General features: G+C 70.3%; 15 protein-coding genes and 1 pseudogene. 4 read left to right on the top strand and 12 right to left on the bottom strand.

Annotated elements, in window-relative coordinates:
* Positions 1 to 237 precede the first annotated feature (237 nt).
* Positions 238 to 393, top strand: a complete 156-nt coding sequence (locus QFZ76_RS46145) for a hypothetical protein (protein ID WP_307679311.1) — start codon at positions 238 to 240, stop codon at positions 391 to 393.
* 335 nt (positions 394 to 728) lie between these two features.
* Here the strand turns inward: QFZ76_RS46145 and QFZ76_RS46140 are convergent, their stop codons facing one another.
* The 3 genes from QFZ76_RS46140 to QFZ76_RS46130 form a co-directional block, all read right to left on the bottom strand.
* Complete coding sequence (locus QFZ76_RS46140) at positions 729 to 989, bottom strand: hypothetical protein (RefSeq protein WP_307679310.1); 261 nt, start codon at positions 987 to 989, stop codon at positions 729 to 731.
* A 301-nt stretch (positions 990 to 1,290) separates the two neighbouring features.
* Positions 1,291 to 3,015 carry a GAF domain-containing sensor histidine kinase gene (locus tag QFZ76_RS46135; protein WP_307679309.1) on the bottom strand — a complete coding sequence of 575 codons (1,725 nt, stop codon included), beginning with the start codon at positions 3,013 to 3,015 and terminating at the stop codon, positions 1,291 to 1,293.
* Between the two features lie 240 nt (positions 3,016 to 3,255).
* Positions 3,256 to 3,948, bottom strand: coding sequence for a response regulator transcription factor (locus tag QFZ76_RS46130; protein WP_307679308.1), 693 nt, complete (start codon positions 3,946 to 3,948; stop codon positions 3,256 to 3,258).
* Positions 3,949 to 4,374: 426 nt separating this feature from the next.
* On the opposite strand from QFZ76_RS46130, the gene QFZ76_RS46125 reads away from it, so the two are divergent.
* Complete coding sequence (locus QFZ76_RS46125; RefSeq protein WP_307679307.1) at positions 4,375 to 4,848, top strand: pyridoxamine 5'-phosphate oxidase family protein; 474 nt, start codon at positions 4,375 to 4,377, stop codon at positions 4,846 to 4,848.
* Between the two features lie 77 nt (positions 4,849 to 4,925).
* Here QFZ76_RS46125 and QFZ76_RS46120 read toward each other — a convergent pair whose 3' ends face one another.
* The 6 genes from QFZ76_RS46120 to QFZ76_RS46095 all read right to left on the bottom strand — a co-directional run bounded on the left by QFZ76_RS46120 (position 4,926) and on the right by QFZ76_RS46095 (position 11,575).
* Positions 4,926 to 5,549, bottom strand: coding sequence for a DoxX family membrane protein (locus QFZ76_RS46120; protein ID WP_307680328.1), 624 nt, complete (start codon positions 5,547 to 5,549; stop codon positions 4,926 to 4,928).
* Positions 5,550 to 5,696: 147 nt separating this feature from the next.
* On the bottom strand, positions 5,697 to 8,081 hold the full coding sequence (locus tag QFZ76_RS46115; RefSeq protein ID WP_307679306.1) for a phosphoketolase: 2,385 nt from the start codon (positions 8,079 to 8,081) through the stop codon (positions 5,697 to 5,699).
* A gap of 271 nt (positions 8,082 to 8,352) precedes the next feature.
* Positions 8,353 to 8,793 (bottom strand): pyridoxamine 5'-phosphate oxidase family protein, encoded by a 441-nt coding sequence (locus tag QFZ76_RS46110; protein ID WP_307679305.1) that lies wholly within the window; start codon positions 8,791 to 8,793, stop codon positions 8,353 to 8,355.
* A 184-nt stretch (positions 8,794 to 8,977) separates the two neighbouring features.
* Positions 8,978 to 9,712 carry a hypothetical protein gene (locus QFZ76_RS46105; RefSeq protein WP_307679304.1) on the bottom strand — a complete coding sequence of 245 codons (735 nt, stop codon included), beginning with the start codon at positions 9,710 to 9,712 and terminating at the stop codon, positions 8,978 to 8,980.
* Between the two features lie 46 nt (positions 9,713 to 9,758).
* Positions 9,759 to 10,457, bottom strand: coding sequence for a pyridoxamine 5'-phosphate oxidase family protein (locus QFZ76_RS46100; RefSeq protein ID WP_307679303.1), 699 nt, complete (start codon positions 10,455 to 10,457; stop codon positions 9,759 to 9,761).
* 47 nt (positions 10,458 to 10,504) lie between these two features.
* Entirely contained in the window at positions 10,505 to 11,575 is a 1,071-nt protein-coding gene (locus tag QFZ76_RS46095) for a zinc-dependent alcohol dehydrogenase family protein (RefSeq protein WP_307679302.1), read from the bottom strand.
* A 292-nt stretch (positions 11,576 to 11,867) separates the two neighbouring features.
* Between QFZ76_RS46095 and QFZ76_RS46090 the strand changes: the two genes are divergently transcribed.
* Positions 11,868 to 12,227 (top strand): hypothetical protein, encoded by a 360-nt coding sequence (locus tag QFZ76_RS46090; protein WP_307679301.1) that lies wholly within the window; start codon positions 11,868 to 11,870, stop codon positions 12,225 to 12,227.
* Between the two features lie 45 nt (positions 12,228 to 12,272).
* On the opposite strand, the gene QFZ76_RS46085 is transcribed toward QFZ76_RS46090, so the two are convergent.
* Positions 12,273 to 12,662: a hypothetical protein gene (locus tag QFZ76_RS46085; protein WP_307679300.1), complete on the bottom strand. Its 390-nt coding sequence runs from the start codon at positions 12,660 to 12,662 to the stop codon at positions 12,273 to 12,275.
* Positions 12,663 to 12,749: 87 nt separating this feature from the next.
* On the opposite strand from QFZ76_RS46085, the gene QFZ76_RS46080 reads away from it, so the two are divergent.
* The gene (locus QFZ76_RS46080) at positions 12,750 to 16,151 is read left to right on the top strand and encodes a BTAD domain-containing putative transcriptional regulator (protein ID WP_307679299.1); all 3,402 of its coding nucleotides are present in this window, start codon (positions 12,750 to 12,752) and stop codon (positions 16,149 to 16,151) included.
* A 42-nt stretch (positions 16,152 to 16,193) separates the two neighbouring features.
* On the opposite strand, the pseudogene QFZ76_RS46075 reads toward QFZ76_RS46080, so the two are convergent.
* Positions 16,194 to 17,330 (bottom strand): annotated as a pseudogene (locus QFZ76_RS46075) (amidinotransferase).
* A gap of 509 nt (positions 17,331 to 17,839) precedes the next feature.
* Positions 17,840 to 18,655 (bottom strand): AfsR/SARP family transcriptional regulator, encoded by an 816-nt coding sequence (locus QFZ76_RS46070; RefSeq protein WP_307679298.1) that lies wholly within the window; start codon positions 18,653 to 18,655, stop codon positions 17,840 to 17,842.
* Between the last annotated feature and the right edge of the window lie 301 nt (positions 18,656 to 18,956).

Genomic DNA, 18,956 nt, shown 5'->3' with positions numbered 1-18,956 from the left:
GACGAGGGTGAAACCACCGCTACGGCCCGCCCCCGGACTCACCCGCGTCGACGGGCCGCTTCCAGGAAGAGGCCAGGTGTTCCACGCGGCCGCCTGAAACCGAGCGAGTCGGTGATCACGGCGTCCGTGTCGAACACCGCGGCCCCGACATCCCACAGCGCGCGTGCGACAGCACATCGGAGCGCCGGGCAGCGGGCGTCCTGGCGGTTCACGGCCACTGCGTCCCATGGCGGGCACGTGGCCCGGTCGCAGACCGTAGTGCTCGGCCTGGTCCGGGGCCTCGACGGCCAGCAGGTCCGTGGCGGCGGCACCGTTCCGGAGTACCTCGCGGGCCGGTCCTTCAACCATGGTGCGGCGTACCCGTTCACCGGGATGGTGGCCATCGCGTCATGAGGAAAATCGTGTCGAGCAGCTGGGACGCCTTCCGCTCGTGGCCCTCGCCCGCGCGTCAAAGGTGCGCCCGCGCGCCTGAGCCCCGCGGCCCCCGAACCACACGGTCTCTCCGCTCATGGCGGACTACCTCGCGCCGAGCAGGTTGGATGGGCGTCGGCGTCCTGCGAAGGCGTCGCCGCAGGAACCGAAGGGCCATCGCGTCGAACGCCGCCGCGAGGACGAACGTCACGCCGGTGGCCACGATCAGCAGGACCGCGAACCGCCCCCCGACCTCCGCTGTGAGTCTCGTACCCACTGCCCTCGCCCCCTTCGGATCGACACCGTTTCCCTCGCTGTCATCCAACTCCGATACCACGCGCGGCGCATGAGCCGAACGGCCCACCGCACCACCCGATCGGCCCTGTCGGCCGGGCGTCCTCGTCCTCCACCGCGGACCGACCGGCCTCCCACATCCGCGCCTCTTGCGCGGTGGCGGGCTCGGGGACCAGTGACCCCGAACGGTCGGTCCACACGGTGACGGCGGTGCCCGACGCGCCGCCGGGTTCGGCCTCCGCCCGGTCCGTGCGCGTCGATCCGGCGGCCAGAGCGTGCTTCATCGTGCCGTCGCCTGACCCGCGAGCAGACCGCCGAGCAGGGCAAGCGTCCAGCTGACGAGGACGATCCATGCCTCTGCCTCATCGCTGCGGCGCTTGAGGGGATCGCGCCGCCCAGAAGGGCTCGAGGTCCGGTCGGCGGCGCGGACCCGTGAGCGCGGCCATGGGTACGGCGCCTGCGTTCAGCGTCGATCACGGGATCGCGGGAGACATGGGCCGAGTGGCCCTGTCCTGTGGAGAACGGGCGGTACGGCGCAGCGCCTGCGTGGTGATGCACCGCGTCCGCTGCCCTTCCGTCGCGCTCCTACGACTCCTGCACCGGTACGCGCCACACCAGTGTGGTGCCTCCGCCTGCCGGGCTGCTCAACTCCAGCGCTCCGCTCAGCTGCTCGGCCCGCTCCGCCATGTTGCGCAGGCCGCTGCGGCGGCCGTCGGCCGGAATGCCCACGCCGTTGTCGGAGACCGTGACCCGCACTTCACGTCCGTCGGTTTCCAGCACCACGTCGGCGCGACTCGCACGGGCGTGCCGGGCAATGTTCGTGAGGGCCTCGGAAAGGACAGCCACCACTTGGTCGGCGATCTCCTTCGACACGTGAGTGTCCAGGAGCCCCTCGATGCGCACGCTGGGCGCGAAACCCAGTACGAGCGCCGCCTCACCGGCCACGCGTACCGCGCGGGCCCGCAGACCGGGGCCGGATGCTCCCTCCCGCTCCCGCAGTCCGAAGATCGTCGACCTGATGATCTTGATGGTCTCGTCGAGATCGTCCACCGCCCGCAGTACGCGCTCGGAGGCCTCCGTGTGTTCGATGAAGCGGCCGGCACTCTGCAGCGTCATGCCGGTGGCGAACAGCCGCTGGATCGCCAGGTCGTGCAGGTCTCGGGCGATCCGGTCGCGATCCTGGAGTACGGCGATCTGTTCGGCGTCCCGGCGGTGCTCCGCCAGTTCCATCGCGACCGCGGCCTGGGCGGCGAAGGCTTTCAGCGGTTCGGTCTCCTGCTCGGAGAAAACCGTGCCGCCCGCTTCTCGGACCAGCAGGACGACACCGCGTACACCGTCACCTGAGCCGATCGGGACGGCCACGGCCGGGCCCAGCCCCCTGAAGCGCGGCGGACCGGCCGTGATCCGTTCGTCGTCGGAGACGTCCGGGCTGGCGACAGCCACCCCATGCGTGAACGCCTCACCGATCAGGCTGCCGTCCACGGGCAGAACCAGTCCGCGGTGTGCCTCCGCCTCCTGCCCGATGGCCAGTTCCACCGTGAGCGCGTCAGTGTTCTCCATGGGCACGGCGACCACCGCCAGGGCCGCCCCGGTGATCTCTGTGGCGCGTTCGGCGATCAGCGCCAGTACGTCACCACGCGCGCTGCCGGACATCAGGCTGTGGGCGATCTCGGCGCTGGCCCGCAGCCAGCGCTCGCGGAGCCGGGACTCCTCGTACAGGCGGGCGTTGTCGATCGCGACGCCGGCCGCCACGGCCAGCGTGGAGAGCACCGACTCGTCGTCCTCGTCGAACTGCAGCCCTTCCCGCTTCTCGGTCAGGTACAGGTTGCCGAAGACCTGGTCCCGGACCCGGATCGGGACACCCAGGAAGGTGTTCATCGGCGGGTGATGGGGCGGGAAGCCGTACGAGGCAGAATGCTCCGAGAGCTTCGTCAGCCGCAGGGGCTCCGGATTCCGGATCAGCTCCCCCAGGATGCCGTGTCCCTCCGGATAGTTGCCGATCTGGGTGATCTGTTCTTCGGTGACCCCGACCGTGAGGAATTCCGACAAGCGCTTGCCGTCCGGCCCGATGACCCCCAGTGCGGCGTACTCGGCGTCCACCAGTACCGCAGCGGCCTGCACGATGCTGTACAGCGCCTGCTCGAGATCCAGCTCGCGGCCGACCGAGAGCACCGCCTCCAGCAGGCTGTGCACGCGGTCGCGGGTACCACGGGCCGCGTCAAGGCGGGCCTGCAGCTCCTCCAGCAGCTCGTCCAGCCTCAGCTGCGGCAGTCGTGTCCGAGCCGCGTGAGACTCCTCCGAGCTTTCCACCTGGCCCTCCAGATCCCATCCGTGTTCCGTCCACCCGCCACGTTAATGGTCCACAGGAGTGAACGGCACCGAACGGGCCGGAAGCCCGGAGCCTCGGTCGGCGCCGATGGCCGGTTCCGCAGGAGCCGTTACGTACTCGGTGAGGCCAAGCCGGTTGGTGTAGCCCCACCGGGGTCACCCACGATGTCGCGGAAGACGACCGGGGCGCCCACCTCGGCGCGCGCTCGTCGGCGCGGAGCTTCAGCGGCGTTCGTTCTCGAGCCGGTCCTGTGCCTGGGTGGCGATCACCGCGGCCTGGATGCGGCGTTCCACACCGAGTTTGGCCAGCAGACGGGAGATGTGGTTCTTGACGGTCTTCTCGGCGAGGTAGAGACGCAGGCCGATCTGCCTGTTGGTCAGGCCCTCACCGATCAGGGCGAGGATCTCCCGCTCGCGCTCGGTCAGACCGGGCAGCGCGTCCGGCTCCGGCTCCTTGGCGTCCTCCCCGCGCAGCCGTGCCATCACCTTGGCGGTGGCGCTCGGGTCGAGCAGGGACTGGCCCGCGGCCACCGTACGGACCGCCGAGACCAGGTCGGAACCCCGGATCTGCTTCAGCACGTACCCGGACGCCCCGGCCATGATCGAGTCCAGCAGGGCCTCCTCGTCGTCGAACGAGGTCAGCATCAGACAGGCCAGCTCCGGCATGCGGGAACGCAGCTCCCGGCACACGCTCACGCCGTCGCCGTCGGGCAGCCGGACGTCGAGAACCGCCACCTGGGGACGCAGGGCGGGAATCCGTACGAGGGCCTGTTCCACCGTGCCGGCCTCGCCGACCACGGTGATGTCGGGCTCGTCGTCGAGCAGGTCGTGGACACCTCGCCGTACCACCTCGTGGTCGTCCAGCAGGAAGACCCGGATCGGGTTGTCGGTGCCGGGCCGCTCACTGTCCGCCATCGGATGCTCCTCGTCCGGCCTGTCGTCCCGGTGTCCGCTCGTGGAGGGAACCGGCCTTCGTCACTAGATCCTTCTCGCTCATGGGCCGAAAGACCAGGGCCGGTCGGCCCTGATTCCTCGGCGGCTCGGCCTCCTCGCGGCGATGGGGGCCACCGGACGGAGACAGGGGGCCGAACGGCCCTAGGCTTCCGCGATCACCGGGCGTTACATCGAGGTGTCGGGCCCTGTCCGTGGTCCGTCGACCCGGCCCGGCGCCTCTCGCTGCTCGACAGTCGCCGGTCACCGCCGAAGCCAAGGAAGGCCGAGGCCGAAGATGCCATTGCGGCCCACCAGCCACCGGCTCGACGAGCCGTGCAGCAGCCCTTCCGCACCGGCGGCATCGGCGGGCAGCACGCAGTGGGCCACGAATCCGCACGGAAGACTGCCATGACCGACAGGAACGCCCACCCCTCCTCTGCCGAACCGCGTCACAGCATGGAGCTGGACGGCTCGGAAGCTCTTCGGCTGCTCGGCAGCGTGTCCTTGGGCAGGATCGTCTTCACCCGCCACGCGTTGCCGACCATTCGCCCCGTCAACCACGTGCTGGACGACGGCGACATCGTCATCCGCACCCACGAGGGCGCGGCTCTCACCTCGCACACCCGCCCGGCCGACGGGCGAGGGGTCGTCGTCGCCTACGAAGCCGATGACATCGACCCCGTCACGCACCTCGGCTGGAGCGTGGTCGCCACCGGGTACGCCCAGCTGGTGACCGATCCGGACGAGCTGGCTCGCTACCGGGCGATGCTGCGCCCCTGGCTGCATCGGAGCATGGACTACGCGGTGCGCATCCGCCCCGACCTGGTCACCGGTGTGCTGCTCACCGCGACGGACGAGTCCCTGTCGGCCGACGGTGAGTGACGGCCTGAGCGGCCGCTCACGCACACAGGGGCACCGCCGCATGGTCGCAGCGGTGCCCCTGACCGGGACCGGTCAGGTCACAGCAGCCAGCGGTTGCGGTTGACGAACGGCAGCCGCGCCCACACCCGGCCCAGTCCCCAGGTGGCTCCGGCACCCGCCGCCGCGAGGGCGATGAGCACCACGGCGTAGACGAGGTGGTAGTCGGCGAACGGGTTGGTCGACATGCTCGCCGAACCGTCGGAGAGGTTCTTGGCCGGCGGCCACTCAGCGATCCACATCAGCGCCATCATCACGGTGCCGGCCACCGCGGCGAGCCGCAGCCCGATGCCCGCGATCAGGGCGACGCCGACACCGAGCAGACCGAGCATGAACAGCCAGTCGGCCCAGCCGGCCCCGGCCCAGTCGTGGAACGTGGACTCCATCGGCCCGACCGCGACACCGCCGAGGAAGCCCTCGGTCGGCGACCCACCGTCGATCCAGCCCCTGCCGGAACCGGTCGCATAACCGAAGCCGAACGTCTTGTCCAGGAACGCCCAAAGGAAGACGAACCCCGTCAGCAGACGCAGCCCGGCGAGGACGTGCGCCTGGGTCGCTGTCGCCGCCGCGGTCCTCGCGTCGGCGTCCGCGGGAGCCGTGCCCGTCCTGCGCAGGGACGGGAGGTGGAATCCCGGGTGCCGGTGGGAGTGGTCGTGGACTGCCATGATGCTCATCCCTCCAAGGGGTGACGCGGGGTCTCGATGACTCTCGTTGCGTCTTCAATGTCCCGCTGCGGCGACCGGGATCGAAGGGACTGCGAGGCCCCGGGGGCGGGGCCGAACGTCCCTGCTTCCGGGGCCTGTTGGAGCCGTTCAGCCGTCCCAGGTCCAGTCGGCGACCTCCGGCAGGTCGGTGCCGTGTTCGCGGATCCAGGTGTGGTGGCGCAGCCGGGTGTCCTCCATCCGCTGGCGTACGGCGGCGGCGCGTACCGCGAGGCCCGGGACGCGGTCGATGACGTCCATCACCAGCCGGTAGCGGTCCAGGTCGTTGCGGACGACCATGTCGAACGGCGTGGTCGTGGTGCCGATCTCCTTGTAGCCGCGTACGTGCAGGTGGGCGTGGCCGGTGCGCCGGTAGGCCAGGCGGTGGATCAGCCACGGGTAACCGTGGTAGGCGAAGATGACGGGCTTGTCGGCGGTGAACAGGCCGTCGTACTCGAAGTCGCTCATGCCGTGCGGGTGTTCCTCGCTCGGCAGCAGGCGGGCGATGTCGACGACGTTCACCACGCGAACGGACAGCTCGGGCAGATGCGCGCGCAGCAGTTGCGCGGCCGCCAGGATCTCCTGGGTGGGGACGTCGCCCGCGCAGGCGAGCACCACGTCGGGTTCGCGTGAGCCGTCCTCGCTGCCCGCCCAGTCCCAGATGCCGGCGCCGCGCGCGCAGTGGGCCTTGGCCTGTTCCATGGACAGCCAGTCGAAGCAGGGCTGTTTGCCGGCGACGATGACGTTGACGTAGTCGCGGCTGCGCAGGGCGTGGTCGGCCACGGACAGCAGGGTGTTGGCGTCCGGCGGCAGATAGACCCGTACCGCTTCGGGACTCTTGTTGAGGATGTGGTCGACGAAGCCCGGGTCCTGGTGGGAGAAACCGTTGTGGTCCTGGCGCCACACGTGCGAGGTCAACAGGTAGTTGAGAGAGGCGATGGGGGCCCGCCAGGGCAGGCGGCGCGTGGTGCGCAGCCACTTGATGTGCTGGTTGACCATCGAGTCGACGATGTGCACGAACGCCTCGTAGCAGGAGAACAGCCCGTGCCGGCCGGTCAGCAGATAGCCCTCCAGCCAGCCCTGGCAGGTGTGCTCGGACAGGATCTCCATCACCCGGCCGTGCCGGTCGAGGTCTTCGTCCACCTGGAGCGTCTGTGCCTGCCAGGCCTTGCCGCTGGCCTCGTACACGGCCTGGAGCCGGTTGGAGGCGGTCTCGTCGGGGCCGACCAGGCGGAAGTCGCGCCGGCCGGCGGTGGCCTGCATGACGTCCCGCAGCAACTCGCCCAGGACGCGGGTCGGTTCGTGCAGGGTGGCGCCCGGTTTGTCGACCTGGACGGCATACCGCTCCAGCGGCGGCAGGGGCAGCTCGCGCAGCAGCAGGCCGCCGTTGGCGTGCGGGGTCGCGCCGAGGCGCCGTACTCCCGCCGGGACGCAGGCCAGCACCTCGGGCCGGGGACGGCCGTCCTCGTCGAACAGCTCCTCGGGCCGGTAGGAGCGCAGCCACGTCTCCAGCTGCCGCAGGTGCTCGGGGTTGTCCCGGACGGCGGAGAGCGGCACCTGGTGGGAGCGCCAGGTGCCCTCCACCGGCAGCCCGTCGACCTGCGCCGGTCCGGTCCAGCCCTTCGGGGTGCGCAGCACGATGACCGGCCAGTGGGGACGCTCCGTCGCACCCTCCTCGCGGGCGGCCCGCTGCAGGGCGGCGATCCGGTCGAGGGCAGTGTCCATGGCCTCGGCCATGCCGCGGTGGACGGCGGCCGGGTCGTCGCCGGTGACGTGGATGGGGTCGTGGCCGTACCCCTTGAGGAGCTCGTCGAGTTCCGGCTCGGGGAGCCGGGCGAGCACCGTCGGGTTGGCGATCTTGTAGCCGTTCAGGTGCAGGATCGGCAGGACGGCGCCGTCGTGGACCGGGTCGAGGAACTTGTCGGAGTGCCAGGAGGCGGCCAGCGGGCCGGTCTCCGCCTCGCCGTCGCCGATCACGCAGGCGACCAGCAGGTCCGGGTTGTCGAAGGCGGCACCGTAGGCGTGAGAGAGGGCATAACCGAGTTCGCCGCCCTCATGGATGGAACCGGGCGTCTCGGGCGCTACATGGCTGGGCACCCCGCCGGGGAACGAGAACTGCCGGAACAGCCGCGCCATGCCGTCCGCATCCCGCGTGATGTCCGGGTAGGTCTCGCTGTACGAGCCCTCCAGCCAGGAGTTGGCCAGCACGGCGGGTCCCCCGTGTCCGGGGCCCCAGATGCACAGGGCATCCAGTCCACGGGCCTTGATGACACGGTTGAGATGCGTGTGCACCAGGTTCAGGCCCGGAGAGGTGCCCCAGTGGCCGAGCAGCCGCGGTTTGACGTGTTCCGCGCGCAGCGGCTCGGTCAGCAGCGGATTGGCCATCAGATAGATCTGGCCGACGGCCAGATAGTTCGCGGCGCGCCAGTGGGCGTCGAGCGCCCTCAGCTCCTCCTCGGTGAGCCGGGCGTACGCCTGCTGCGTGTCGACGGACATGGGAGATCCCTTCCGGGTCGGGGTGTCGATCGGAGGTACGAGCCGGTCCATGCCTTCCACCCTCGACCGGCGACCGGGTACCCGACAGGGCCAACCGGCCCACCCCTGGTCCCGAGGTGTCCCCTCACCCGTCGGCGATCCGTCGGCGAAGGGTCGGCGATGTGTCGGCACCGCGACCGCGGCGTCGGTCTCGCGGGTGGCCTCGATCAGGGCCGGACGGTGGGGACGCCGACACGGCCGGTACTCGTCAGGTCCTCACGTCCTCACGTCCTCACGAATTCAGCTGCACGCCGTACTGCGTGCGGACGCCGACGAGCTCGCGTCCGGTGACCAGCTCGGGTTCGATGCGCAGGAAAACCTCCTCGGGCGAGGGTGCCCAGGAGCGCGGGCCGATCCGGGACAACCGCTCGTACTCGGCCGGGTCGGCCACCACTGCGGCCCGGCCGGTGACGACGACGCTCCAGCCGGAGTGCGTGACGGCGTCCACCTCGTCGGCCTCGAAAGCGACGACCGCGCCGTCGACCGCGCGAACCAGTTCCGAGGCCGCCGACGATCGCAGCAGTACCGCTCCGTCTCCGTCCAGGCAGAAGTTGACCGGGAGGACGGCAGGCAGGGCCTGACGCGTGTGGACGATGCGACCGAGAGGCACCTTCGCCAGCAGGCGCAGGCACTCCTGCCGGTCGAGTTCGCGGAAACCGTCATTGGGATACATGGCCAACCGTCTTTCACGTGATACAGCGGTTGCACCCCATCGTCGGCCGGTCGACGCCACCCGGGGAAAGGCCATCGGTCCCGCCCCTGCCGGAGAACGGCCCCGGAACTGCGGACGGTCGCCTCGGGCCGCACACGCGGTGCGCCCGGCAGGGCCCTGCCCGAGAACGGCCCGGCGCCGCCGGCTACTCCTGTTGCACGTGCCCGTCCGCGGACGCGGCGCTCACAGCGTCGTCCTGCCCCACAGAGGGACGCGGAGGACGGGCGCGCAGGACCGACACGTCCATGTGGAGTTCGTCCGGACGGATGTCCAGCCGCGCCCACATCGCGCAGGCGGCGAGCAGGTTGAACGGTCGGTGTGGGGCGCAGCGTACGTCGGAGGCCAGCGCCGGAAGGTTTTCAAGCCGCTCGGCCAGGGCGCGGGCGGCCGCCTCCGCGTCGGCCGCGTGGGGGCCACTCGTCGTCGGCACGGGCTTGCCGGTGCCGGACACCAGCGCTTCGGCGAGCAGCAGCCGGGGGCCGTGCGCGGCCGCCCACCGGTCCGGCTGGGTGGTCGCTGTCGTGCCGGGAGCCACCTCTACCAGTCGCCCCAGCATCCACGCGGCCTGCGCGACACCGGTGGCCAGGACACCCGCGCCCGCACCCGCGGACCAGGGGCGGTTCCCCTCGCCGGACCGCGCCCGGCCCAGCGCCTGCCACCCGTCCGCCCGATCCGTCGAAGGAACCGGTACCGACATGGGCGCCTCCAGCACGAGCGCGGCCCGGCCGCCGGACGTCAGGTGCGTGTTGAGCGCTTGCACCGCCGTCTCGGGGTCGGACCCCTGCCCGGCGAGGGAGAGCGCCGGTACGTCGAGTGCGGCCCAGGCGAACCTGCCCAGAGCCACCGAACCGACATCGACTCCGACCACTCGCGCTTCCATGCCTCCAAGTCCACCACAGGCCCCGGCCGACGGGGCCCGGCATCGCTCACCCGCCGCCCGAGGAGCCCTCGCTGATCTCACGGCCGGTGATCTCAACAGGTTCGATGCACACCCACAGGTCGCGTCGACCGCCTGCCCAGGGCGCGCTGTGCACCTGGTCCGCCAGTCGGCGTACGGTGTCCGGATCGGTCACGGCACGGGCCCGGCCGCGTACCAGCACGCTCCAGCCCCGGCTGAGCGCCTCGTCGATGTGGTCGACCTCGAACGCGACCCGGCTGCCGAGGACTTGGGCGTGCGCGGAGCCGGGGGCAGTCCTGAAAGCGATCGTGCCGTCGACGACGCCGTAGTTGACGGGCAGGACCGTCGGCCCTTCGTCGGTGATCACCGCGAGTCTGCCCACCCCGTGCCTCGCCAGCCGCCTGCGGCATTCCTCGGCGCTGAGCGCCACGAGCTCCGGGTGCCGGGCGGCCTGTCCCAAACCGGGCGGCAGATCCAAGTTGCCACCGGTGAGCTCCGTGACACTGGTTTCCAAGGCACCCGCAAGCCGGAGGAGGGTGCCCTGCCCCGGCGCAGCGGTCGGCGTGCTCTCCAGGTACCGGAGGTAGCTGGGAGCCATCCCCGCCCGGTCGGCCGCCGCGCGTAGCGACAGGCCGAGTTCCGCCCGGCGCCGGACGAGACGGCGCCCGAGGTCGCCCCGCGCCCGTCCGGTCCGTGCGTTCGTCTTTGCCGAGGCCTGGTCGAACACAGCTCTCGCCTCCTCGTCTTCTCACGCCGTTGTCTCACGCCGTTGTCTCACGCCGCGGGGACAGCCAGCGCGTCGTGCCGCTGTCCACCGAGCACCACCTTGAGCGCGCCCGTGTCGGCGGCGCGGGCGAACACGTCGTACGCCTCCTCCATCTGCTCCATCGGGAAGGTATGGGTGACCAGCTGCGACGTGGGCAGCCGGCCGGCGGCCGCCATCCGCAGCAGTGTGGGCGTGGAGTGGGTGTCGACCAAGCCGGTCGTGATGGTCACGTTCTTGATCCACAGGTCTTCGAGGTGCAGTGTCGCGGGCTTGCCGTGGACGCCGACGTTGGCCACGTGCCCGCCGGGCCGGACCATCCGCGTGCACACCTCGAAGGTCTCCGGCAGGCCGACCGCCTCGATGACCACGTCGGCTCCCAGCCCGTCGGTGAGGTCGGCGATCAGCTCCTCGGGGGCTTCGCGGGCGTCGGCCACGGTGTCGGCGCCGAGCGCCTTGGCGGCCTCCAGCCGGCCGGCGGCCAGGTCCACGGCGACGACCCGCTCGGGGGCGAACAGGCGGGCCGTGGCGATGGCGGCCAGCCCTACGGGGCCGGCCCCCACGACGGCGACGGTGTCTCCCGGCCGCACGCGTCCGTTGAGGACGCCCACCTCGTAGGCGGTCGGAAAGATGTCGGCCAGCAGGACGGCCTGCTCACTGTCCAGGGAGCCCGGCAGCGGGTGTACGGACAGGTCGGCATGGGGCACACGCACGTACTCGGCCTGCGTGCCGTCGATCAGGTGCCCGAGGATCCAGCCACCACCACCGCGGCACTGGCCGTACATCCCTTCCCGGCAGTACCGGCAACGGCCACAGCCGGTGATGCAGGAGACCAGAACCCGGTCCCCGGGCCGCACGGTACGCACGTCACTGCCGACTTCGACGATCTCGCCGACCGCCTCATGCCCCAGCACCGTGCCGGAGCGCACCTCGGGCACGTCGCCCTTGAGGATGTGCAGGTCCGTACCGCAGATGGTGACGGCGTCGACGCGCACGATCGCGTCCGTGGCCTCCTTGATGCCCGGATCGGGAACCTCCTCCCAGGCGGATTGTCCGGAGCCGTGGAAGACGAAGCCTTTCATGATCGTTCTCCCTTGGTCTGGCGGTTCTGCCGCGTGACACCGACGCATGGTCCGGTGGGGCCGCGGGATGCGGGGCCGGAGACACCCCACATGTCCAGCGTGCCCGTAGCGGCCGGCGTCCGCTTGGGCCGGTCGGCCCCCGTCACCGGGCCGGCCGGGACCGTCCGGGCCGGCGGACCGGGCATGGAGCCACGGGCGAGCCCCGTCCGTGGGTCGAACGGTGACCGGTGAACGGAGGAGACCCTCGACGATCTGCCGGACGACCGACCTCGCCGGAAGACGGAGCTTCGAGGTGCTCCTGCTGGAAGACCCCGAGGGCGCCGTCGCCCGCCTGCGTGCCTTGGTGGAGACGAGCGACGACCCCGAGTACGCCTCCCGTCTCGCGCTCGCCCTCCGCGTCGCGGGCCGACACCAGGAGGCCCGGCAGTGGCGGGACCGTGCGGCGGAGCGCTACGACGAACTGGTGCTGCGCCATCCGGACGCGTACGCCGACCACGCCGCCGACTTCTGGCTCATGGTGGGAGCCGACGTCGGGCGAGGCCTCCAACTCGCCCTGCAGACCCTGGTCATGCGTCAGACGACCCGCTCGTACGCCCTGGTCCGGCGAGCCGCCTTCGCGGCAAGCAATCAGCCGGCGCATGTCACGACGTAGGAAACGGCAACCATCTCGGTGTTCTGGCTCGAGTCGTCCAGTGCATCATCGGCCAAACGCCGTGCGCTGTGTGCTGCCATCTCCGATCAACACCTCACGGACCCCGACGGCGTCCACGGTGATGGACCCCGTCCGGCGCTCCGCGCGCAGCACCGCGCGGGCCGCTCCGAGGATCTCCTCGTCCGTCTCCACCCCGGATGCCGTCAGGACCTGGAGCAGCCGGGTCCACCACACGTCGGGGTCCGTCTCGTACGCGTCCAGCACCCGTACGCCGTAGCCGCCGCCCACGCTGTTCCCGGCGCTCCCGGCCAATCGTCGGCGGACCGCATCCCTCAGCGCGACGTGCAGGTCGTGGACGGTTCCGCGCCCGGAGTCCGTGAGCCCGGGGGCCGACCCTGCGGCCAACGCAGTGGCCACCCGCTCCACTTCGGTCACTGAGACTCTCCTTCAGTTGTGCGGGTTGTGCGATGTCGTGTCCGTCACGATGGGCGAGGGTGCTGCAATGCTGATGAAATTCCGGTGATGTGCGGGAGCGGAGGCTTCGCGGTGGACGGGGGAACTCCTCGGCGGCTTCGGATCGAGGTGCTCGGGCCGTTACGGGCCTGGCAGGGCGGAACACGCCTGGATCTGGGGCCTGTCAAGCGGCAGGCCGTGCTGGCCGCGTTGCTGCTCCGGCAGGGGGCTGTGGTGAGCCATGACCAACTGCTCGACTCGGTGTGGGGGTCGCAGCCGCCCGGGTCCGGCCACAAGGTGCTGGCCAGTCACGTCAACCCGCTGCGCAGGGCACTCGACGCCGACGGCACCCGGCCCACGGAGTCGCTGATCCGCAGCGGCAAGGGCTGGTACCGCTTCGTCGCCGACGACGTCCGGCTCGATGTGGCGGACCTGACCGAGCGGGGCGACGAAGCACTGCGCACCAAAGCGCTCGGCGACCTGGCCACCGCGACGAACCAGTTGTCCGGAGCGCTCGCACTGTTCCAGGGCGAGCCCTTGGCCAACCTGCCCGGACCGTACGCGCAGGCCGAGCGGGAGCGGCTGCTGGAGCGCCGCCGAACGCTCCGGCTGGCCAGGCTCGAGTCTCTGGTCCTGCTCGGCCGGTTCACCGATGCCCTGGACGACCTCGCCGCGCTGTCCGCGTCCGATCCCTACGACGAGTCACTGTTGGCCTTGCGCATGCGGGCGCTGTACGGCTGCGAACGCCAGGCCGAAGCACTGAACGCCTACCAGGACATGCGCGTACGCCTGCGCGACGAACTCGGAGTCGATCCCGGTGAGGAGCTCCGCCGGGTGTACGAGGCGGTGCTGCGCCAGGACGACACCTGCCTCCTCGGTCCGGCGGCGCCTCCCGCGCACACACTCTCCCAGCTCGATCACCGCGACGACCCGGCAGCAGCCGCGCCGAAGCGACCAGGGTCACAGGAGCTACCCGCTCACCCGCCACGCGACAGCGCGCCGCCCGCCCCGGCCGAACTGCCCCACGATGCCGCGGGGTTCGCCGGCCGCACCGAGGAACTCGCCAGACTGCACGCGCTGCTCCCGGCCGAGCCCGGCCCAGGGCCGGCGAACACGGTGGTCATCTCCGCCATCGGCGGAGCCGCCGGCATCGGCAAGACCGCGCTGGCCGTGCACTGGGCACACCAGGTCCGCGACCGCTTCCCGGACGGCCAGCTGTACGTGAACCTGCACGGATTCGATCACGACCGAGAGCCACTCAAGGCCGGCGAAGCCCTTGAACTGCTGCTGCGGAGCCTGGGGCTCGCGGCGTCCGAGATCCCCGCGGACGACGAGGCGCAGGCACGCGTGTACCGCACCCTGCTGGCCGACCGACGATTGCTGGTCCTGCTGGACAACGCCGCCTCGGCGGAGCAGGTACGCCCGCTGCTTCCGGGCACCCCCTCCTGCTGCGTCGTCGTCACCAGCCGCAACCGGCTCGGTGATCTCGTGGCCCGCGACGGGGCACACGCCCTGCCCTTGGACCTCCTCCAGCCGGCCGAGGCCCGCGCACTGCTGAGCGAGGCACTCGGCGCGGACCGGCTCTCCGCCGAACCACTCGCGGTCGACGAACTGATCCGGCTGTGCGGCAGCCTGCCACTGGCGCTGCGCGTGGCCGCCGCGAGGCTGGCGGGCGATCCGGGCCTGCGCCTGGCCGAGCTGGTCACGGAGATGACCGAAGGCAAACGGCTGGAGGCCCTGGAGCCGTACGAGGACGAGAACTCCCCGTTGCGCACGGCCTTTGGGGCGTCGTACCGAGCTCTGGCTCCTGCCGCGCGCCGGCTGTTCCGCCTGCTCGGCCTCTTCCCCGGACCAGAGCTCACCGCCGAGGTCGCGGCAGCCCTCATGGACGTACCGCTGCACCAGGGCCGCCGCCTGCTCGGCGCCCTGGCCGCCGCCCTCCTCATCGAACCCGAGACGGTGGGCCGGTACCGCTTCCATGATCTCCTTCGCGAGTACGCGCAGGAACGTGCGCAGGTGGAAGATGCGGCGGCGGATCGTGACGCCGCGTTGCGACGCGTCCTGATCTGGTACGTGCACGCCGCTCGCGCCGCCGCCGGAACCTGGCTCTTCCCTGAACTCCCCCGCGACCTCGGCCACACCGGCCGGCCGGACATGCCATCCGCTGCTGGAGCTGACCAATGGCTGGAGGCGGAGCGGGCGAACCTGCTCGCACTCATCAACCATGTCGGCCGCCACGGTCCCCGCCCCGTCGCCTGGCACCTGGCCAACGCGCTGTTCGGCTACTTCTGGCTGCATCTGCCGCGGGCTACGTGGCAGGCCGTCGCACAGACCGCACTGGACGCGGCCATCGCCGAAGGCGACTTGTTCGGTCAGGCAGCCATGCACAGCAGTCTCGGACTGCTCCGGTCCGACCGGGGTCACGTCAAGCAGGCGTTGGATCATCACGCGCGCGTAGGGGACATCAGCCGGGAACTGGGTTGGGCGACGGGCGAGGCAGCGGCCCTCGGGGGCACAAGCCAAGCGGAATGGAGTATGGCGCGACTCGCCAGTGCCCACGCGCATGTCACCACCGGCTTGCGGATCACACGGGAAACCGGAAATCGTCATCTTGAAGCGTTGGGGTTGGTCGTCCTAGGAGTGACCTGCCGGGATCTGGGCCGGCTACGCGAGGCCGCCGATCAGCTCGAACTGGCCATCAGCCGGAATGCGGAGATCGGCTGGAACGACAACAGCCTGGCTCTGCAGAACCTGGGCTGGGTGTACTGGGAGCTCGGCCGTCTGGCCGACGGCCTTGACGTCCTCGGTCCCGAGGTGACCACTGACGCGCGGGGCCGATACCGCAACGACCGCGCCATGATGCTCGACGCCGTCGCCAAGATCAACATCGAGCTCGGCCGCCACCACGAGGCGCTGGAACAGGCCGAGCGTGCCTTTGCCATGGTCAAGGAGAGAGGGCGGCGCTGGATTCAGGCCAGCATCCTCAACACGGTCGCCACTGCTCATCAAAAGCTGGCGGATTTCGACCGATCGCTGCGGACCGGAAGGCTGGCTCTCACCCTGGCCCGCGAGGCGAGATACAGACGCACCGAGGCGGACAGCGTCCTGGGCCTCTCCCTGACACACCAGCAACTGGGCCGCCACAACGAGGCCCGCAGCCATGCCGAGCAGGCACTGAGCCTGGCACGCGAACACGGTTTCCGCGTGGTGGAGGGCCAGGCCCTGACCATCCTGTGCGGGATAGCGGAGTCCGAGGCGTCCTACGCGACAGCCCTCGCCCTCGGCCAGGAGACACTCGCAATACACCGTCAGACCGGCCACCGGCTCGGCGAAGCCCGCACGCTGGTGGTCCTCAGCCGCGCCCTCCACAGGACCAAGGACGCTGCCGCCGGGACTGCCAGGCAGCAGGCTTGGGACATCTTTTCGGACGTCGGCGTGCCCGCGGAGGAGTACAAGGATCTCGACTGGTGACATGTGCACGGGCGGACGGTTGGGACGGGGCTCACTTCGACATCAATCGGGGCCGTACGACTCGAGCGTGCCGCGCCGACGGATGTCGAGTGTCGCGCAGTGGAACGATCCGCCGAACGGCGCGTAGTGCAGCAGGTCGCACGGGATCGGCTCGAACCCCCACGCTTCGAGCGCGCGCAGCATGCCGGTGTGGTGCCGCTCCGCGATCACCTGCCTCTCGTCGATCACCAGCATGTTCATGCTGAGCCCACCTGCGGCACATCGAGGTGATCTTGAGCAGGCGCTCATCGATCGGATCGGGTTCGGGGGCGATCAGGATGTCCCACGAGCTCAGCACCTCGGGCAGGCGGTCGACGTCGATGCATTCCGGACTGACCAGCGCCTTGCCGGGCGCGAGCGGGACGAACGTCGTGTCGATGTGCATCGGCGTGCGGCAACGGCCCTCGATCGCGTGGATGCGATAGCCGGGCCCGAGATGGCGGCGCAACCAGTCGATGCCCATGCGGTTGGTGACATTGCTCCGCGTGACGAACAGGTCGCGTCCCGCGCGTACGAAGTCCGCGGCGTCGAAGACCGGCTCGAACTCGGTGAGGATGTAGCGCACGGGCTCGCCGGCCTCGGGGACACGGAAGTCCGCCTCGAACAGTTCGTCGGTCAGCTGCGGCTTCGGCGCGGCCGTCCAGCGCGCACCGCGCCGGAGGTAGTCCTTGAGGACCGTGCGGTAGGAGTGGGTCTCGAAATACCGGCACGGCCATGCCATCGGGGTCTCGATGATCTCGTCGCCGATCACGAGCATGCTGTCACGCGGACAGGTGGTGCAGAACCCGCGCGACGACCAGTCGGGGGTGCCGAAGCGTCTCCTGTGGTCGACCGCGTCCGGGCGCCTGACCGTGACACCGAGGGACTGCAGGAGGGCGATGAACTGATCGAGCTCATGCTGCGCCCGCTCGATCAGCAGGCGCGGGTATCTGACCCGGCGACCCGTCCGGCGACCCGTCCCTGCACCCGCGCCACCCACGGCGGGATGTTGCAGGTCACGACGGAATGACCGGAGGGGATCGTCGCTCCGTCGAGGCGCCCGACGATGACCTCCTCCAGCGGGTCCCACTCGTTGTGTGAATTGACCGGCGAAACGAGAGGCGCCGCCGTCAGAATGCCGGGTCTCTGCACTGCCTCCATGCCTGATCGCTTTCGATCGCGACAGATCCAGCCAGTTCCCGAATGCCCCGAACGGGACAGCTGGCACCAGGCTGCCGGAGCACAGGGCCGGTGGAACGGGTCGACCTGGACCGGGCGTCCGTCCGGTCCTCCGCGACACGGCGGAGGATCCGATCAGGCACAGCGAGCGCAGGACTGTTCAGACACCGGTCATGAGGCCTCCTCTCTGCGGCGCGTGGAACACGCCACGGGTGAGGTGTGCGAGGGGCGAGAACGCACAGTGGCGGGCTGTGCGGCATGGGTTGGGCTGTCTGCCCGGACCCGCACCAGGGCCACGGTCACGGCACCGTGGCCGCTGCCCGCTGCCCGCTGCCCGCTGCCCGCTGCCCGCTGCCCGCTGCCCGCTGGTACACGGCCGCGCACGGCACCCGGCTCTCCCCGCCCGGTGCGGGGGCAACTGCAGCCTAGCCACGAGCAGTTGAGTGACTGTAAATGCCGTATAAAGCGTCCACGAATGCGCCACCCCGCAGTCAGTGCATGGCCGGGATGACGCCGGCCGCCTCCAGGCGGGCCGGGTCCGCTCTGAGTATGGCCTCGTGGGCGACGCGCAGGGTCGGACCCGGCTCGACTCCGAGCTCCTCTTTGATCACCCGGCGGGCGTTGCGGTACGTCCCCAGCGCGTCCCCCTGGCGGCCCGCCCGATACAGGGCGACCATCAGCTGGCGGTAGAACGGCTCCCGCAGCGGATGTTGGACGAGGAGGCCCTTCAGGTCCTCGATCACCTCGTGATGGCGGCCCAGGGCCAGCGCGGAGTCGATGCTGAGCTCGGTGCAATTCAGCCGTTTTTCCTCCTGCACAGCCACGAAAGATTCAATTTCCAACGACCCTTGAATTCCCTCCAGAACGGGGCCCCGCCATAGGGACAACGCTCTGCGGAGAAGTTCGGAGGAATGCAGGAAATCGGCCGCGCAGTACCGTTCTCGGCCACGGGTGTAGAGCGTCTCGAAAACTTGAAAGTCTGTTGTGTCGCCGCTCACATCCAGGATGTATCCCGGTGATGTCGTGGCGATCGGAGACGTTCCTCGAGGATTAATGAGGACTTTGCGCAGCTGTGAGACGTACACGCGCAGACTCGCGAAGGCGCAGCGCGGCGGACCCTGTTCCCAGAGTTCCGCCACCAGCTTGTCCCCCGGTACGGTCTCCCCCGCCCTGATCAGCAACAGAGCGAGCAGTTTTGCCAGCTTGGGCTGCTCAGGCGTCAGGTCGACGCCGCCGCGGGACACCCGCAGCCGCCCCAGCAGCTCATAGCGAAGCGCGTGGTCAGCCTGTAAACAGGACAGGGACACGACAACCCCCCGAATGCGCGAAACGCATTCAACTAAATTCCGGTTCCCCCGTCCGACCCCAGGTCTGGGGCGCCATACGGACAGCAGTTTACTGCTATGCCGTGCAGCTTATGCGAGGTCGTTGCATGATGCCAGTCCGTTCCGTTACACAGCCATTAAGGGGAATGAAAATCCGGCGGCCCGGAACCGAGCCGCCCGGAGATAAACCTGCCACCGTGAACCGGACCGCGGAATGACATTCGGCCAGGAGCCCGGCCCACGGGTGAGCGGGCCGGGCTGTCCGGGCCACGGGTGAGCGGCC

This window comes from Streptomyces sp. V4I2 (assembly GCF_030817655.1).
Lineage (GTDB): Bacteria > Actinomycetota > Actinomycetes > Streptomycetales > Streptomycetaceae > Streptomyces > Streptomyces plumbiresistens.
The sequence above is the reverse complement of the archived record's forward strand: the minus strand, read 5'-3'. Positions and strand labels throughout refer to the sequence as shown.

Coding starts and splice junctions, on each gene's coding strand:
- QFZ76_RS46105 (WP_307679304.1), bottom strand. CDS start 9,712: ATGGAAGCGCGAGTGGTCGGAGTCGATGTCGGTTCGGTGGCTCTGGGC.
- QFZ76_RS46140 (WP_307679310.1), bottom strand. CDS start 989: ATGAAGCACGCTCTGGCCGCCGGATCGACGCGCACGGACCGGGCGGAG.
- QFZ76_RS46115 (WP_307679306.1), bottom strand. CDS start 8,081: ATGTCCGTCGACACGCAGCAGGCGTACGCCCGGCTCACCGAGGAGGAG.
- QFZ76_RS46095 (WP_307679302.1), bottom strand. CDS start 11,575: ATGAAAGGCTTCGTCTTCCACGGCTCCGGACAATCCGCCTGGGAGGAG.
- QFZ76_RS46120 (WP_307680328.1), bottom strand. CDS start 5,549: ATGGCAGTCCACGACCACTCCCACCGGCACCCGGGATTCCACCTCCCG.
- QFZ76_RS46110 (WP_307679305.1), bottom strand. CDS start 8,793: ATGTATCCCAATGACGGTTTCCGCGAACTCGACCGGCAGGAGTGCCTG.
- QFZ76_RS46130 (WP_307679308.1), bottom strand. CDS start 3,948: ATGGCGGACAGTGAGCGGCCCGGCACCGACAACCCGATCCGGGTCTTC.
- QFZ76_RS46125 (WP_307679307.1), top strand. CDS start 4,375: ATGACCGACAGGAACGCCCACCCCTCCTCTGCCGAACCGCGTCACAGC.
- QFZ76_RS46080 (WP_307679299.1), top strand. CDS start 12,750: ATGTGCGGGAGCGGAGGCTTCGCGGTGGACGGGGGAACTCCTCGGCGG.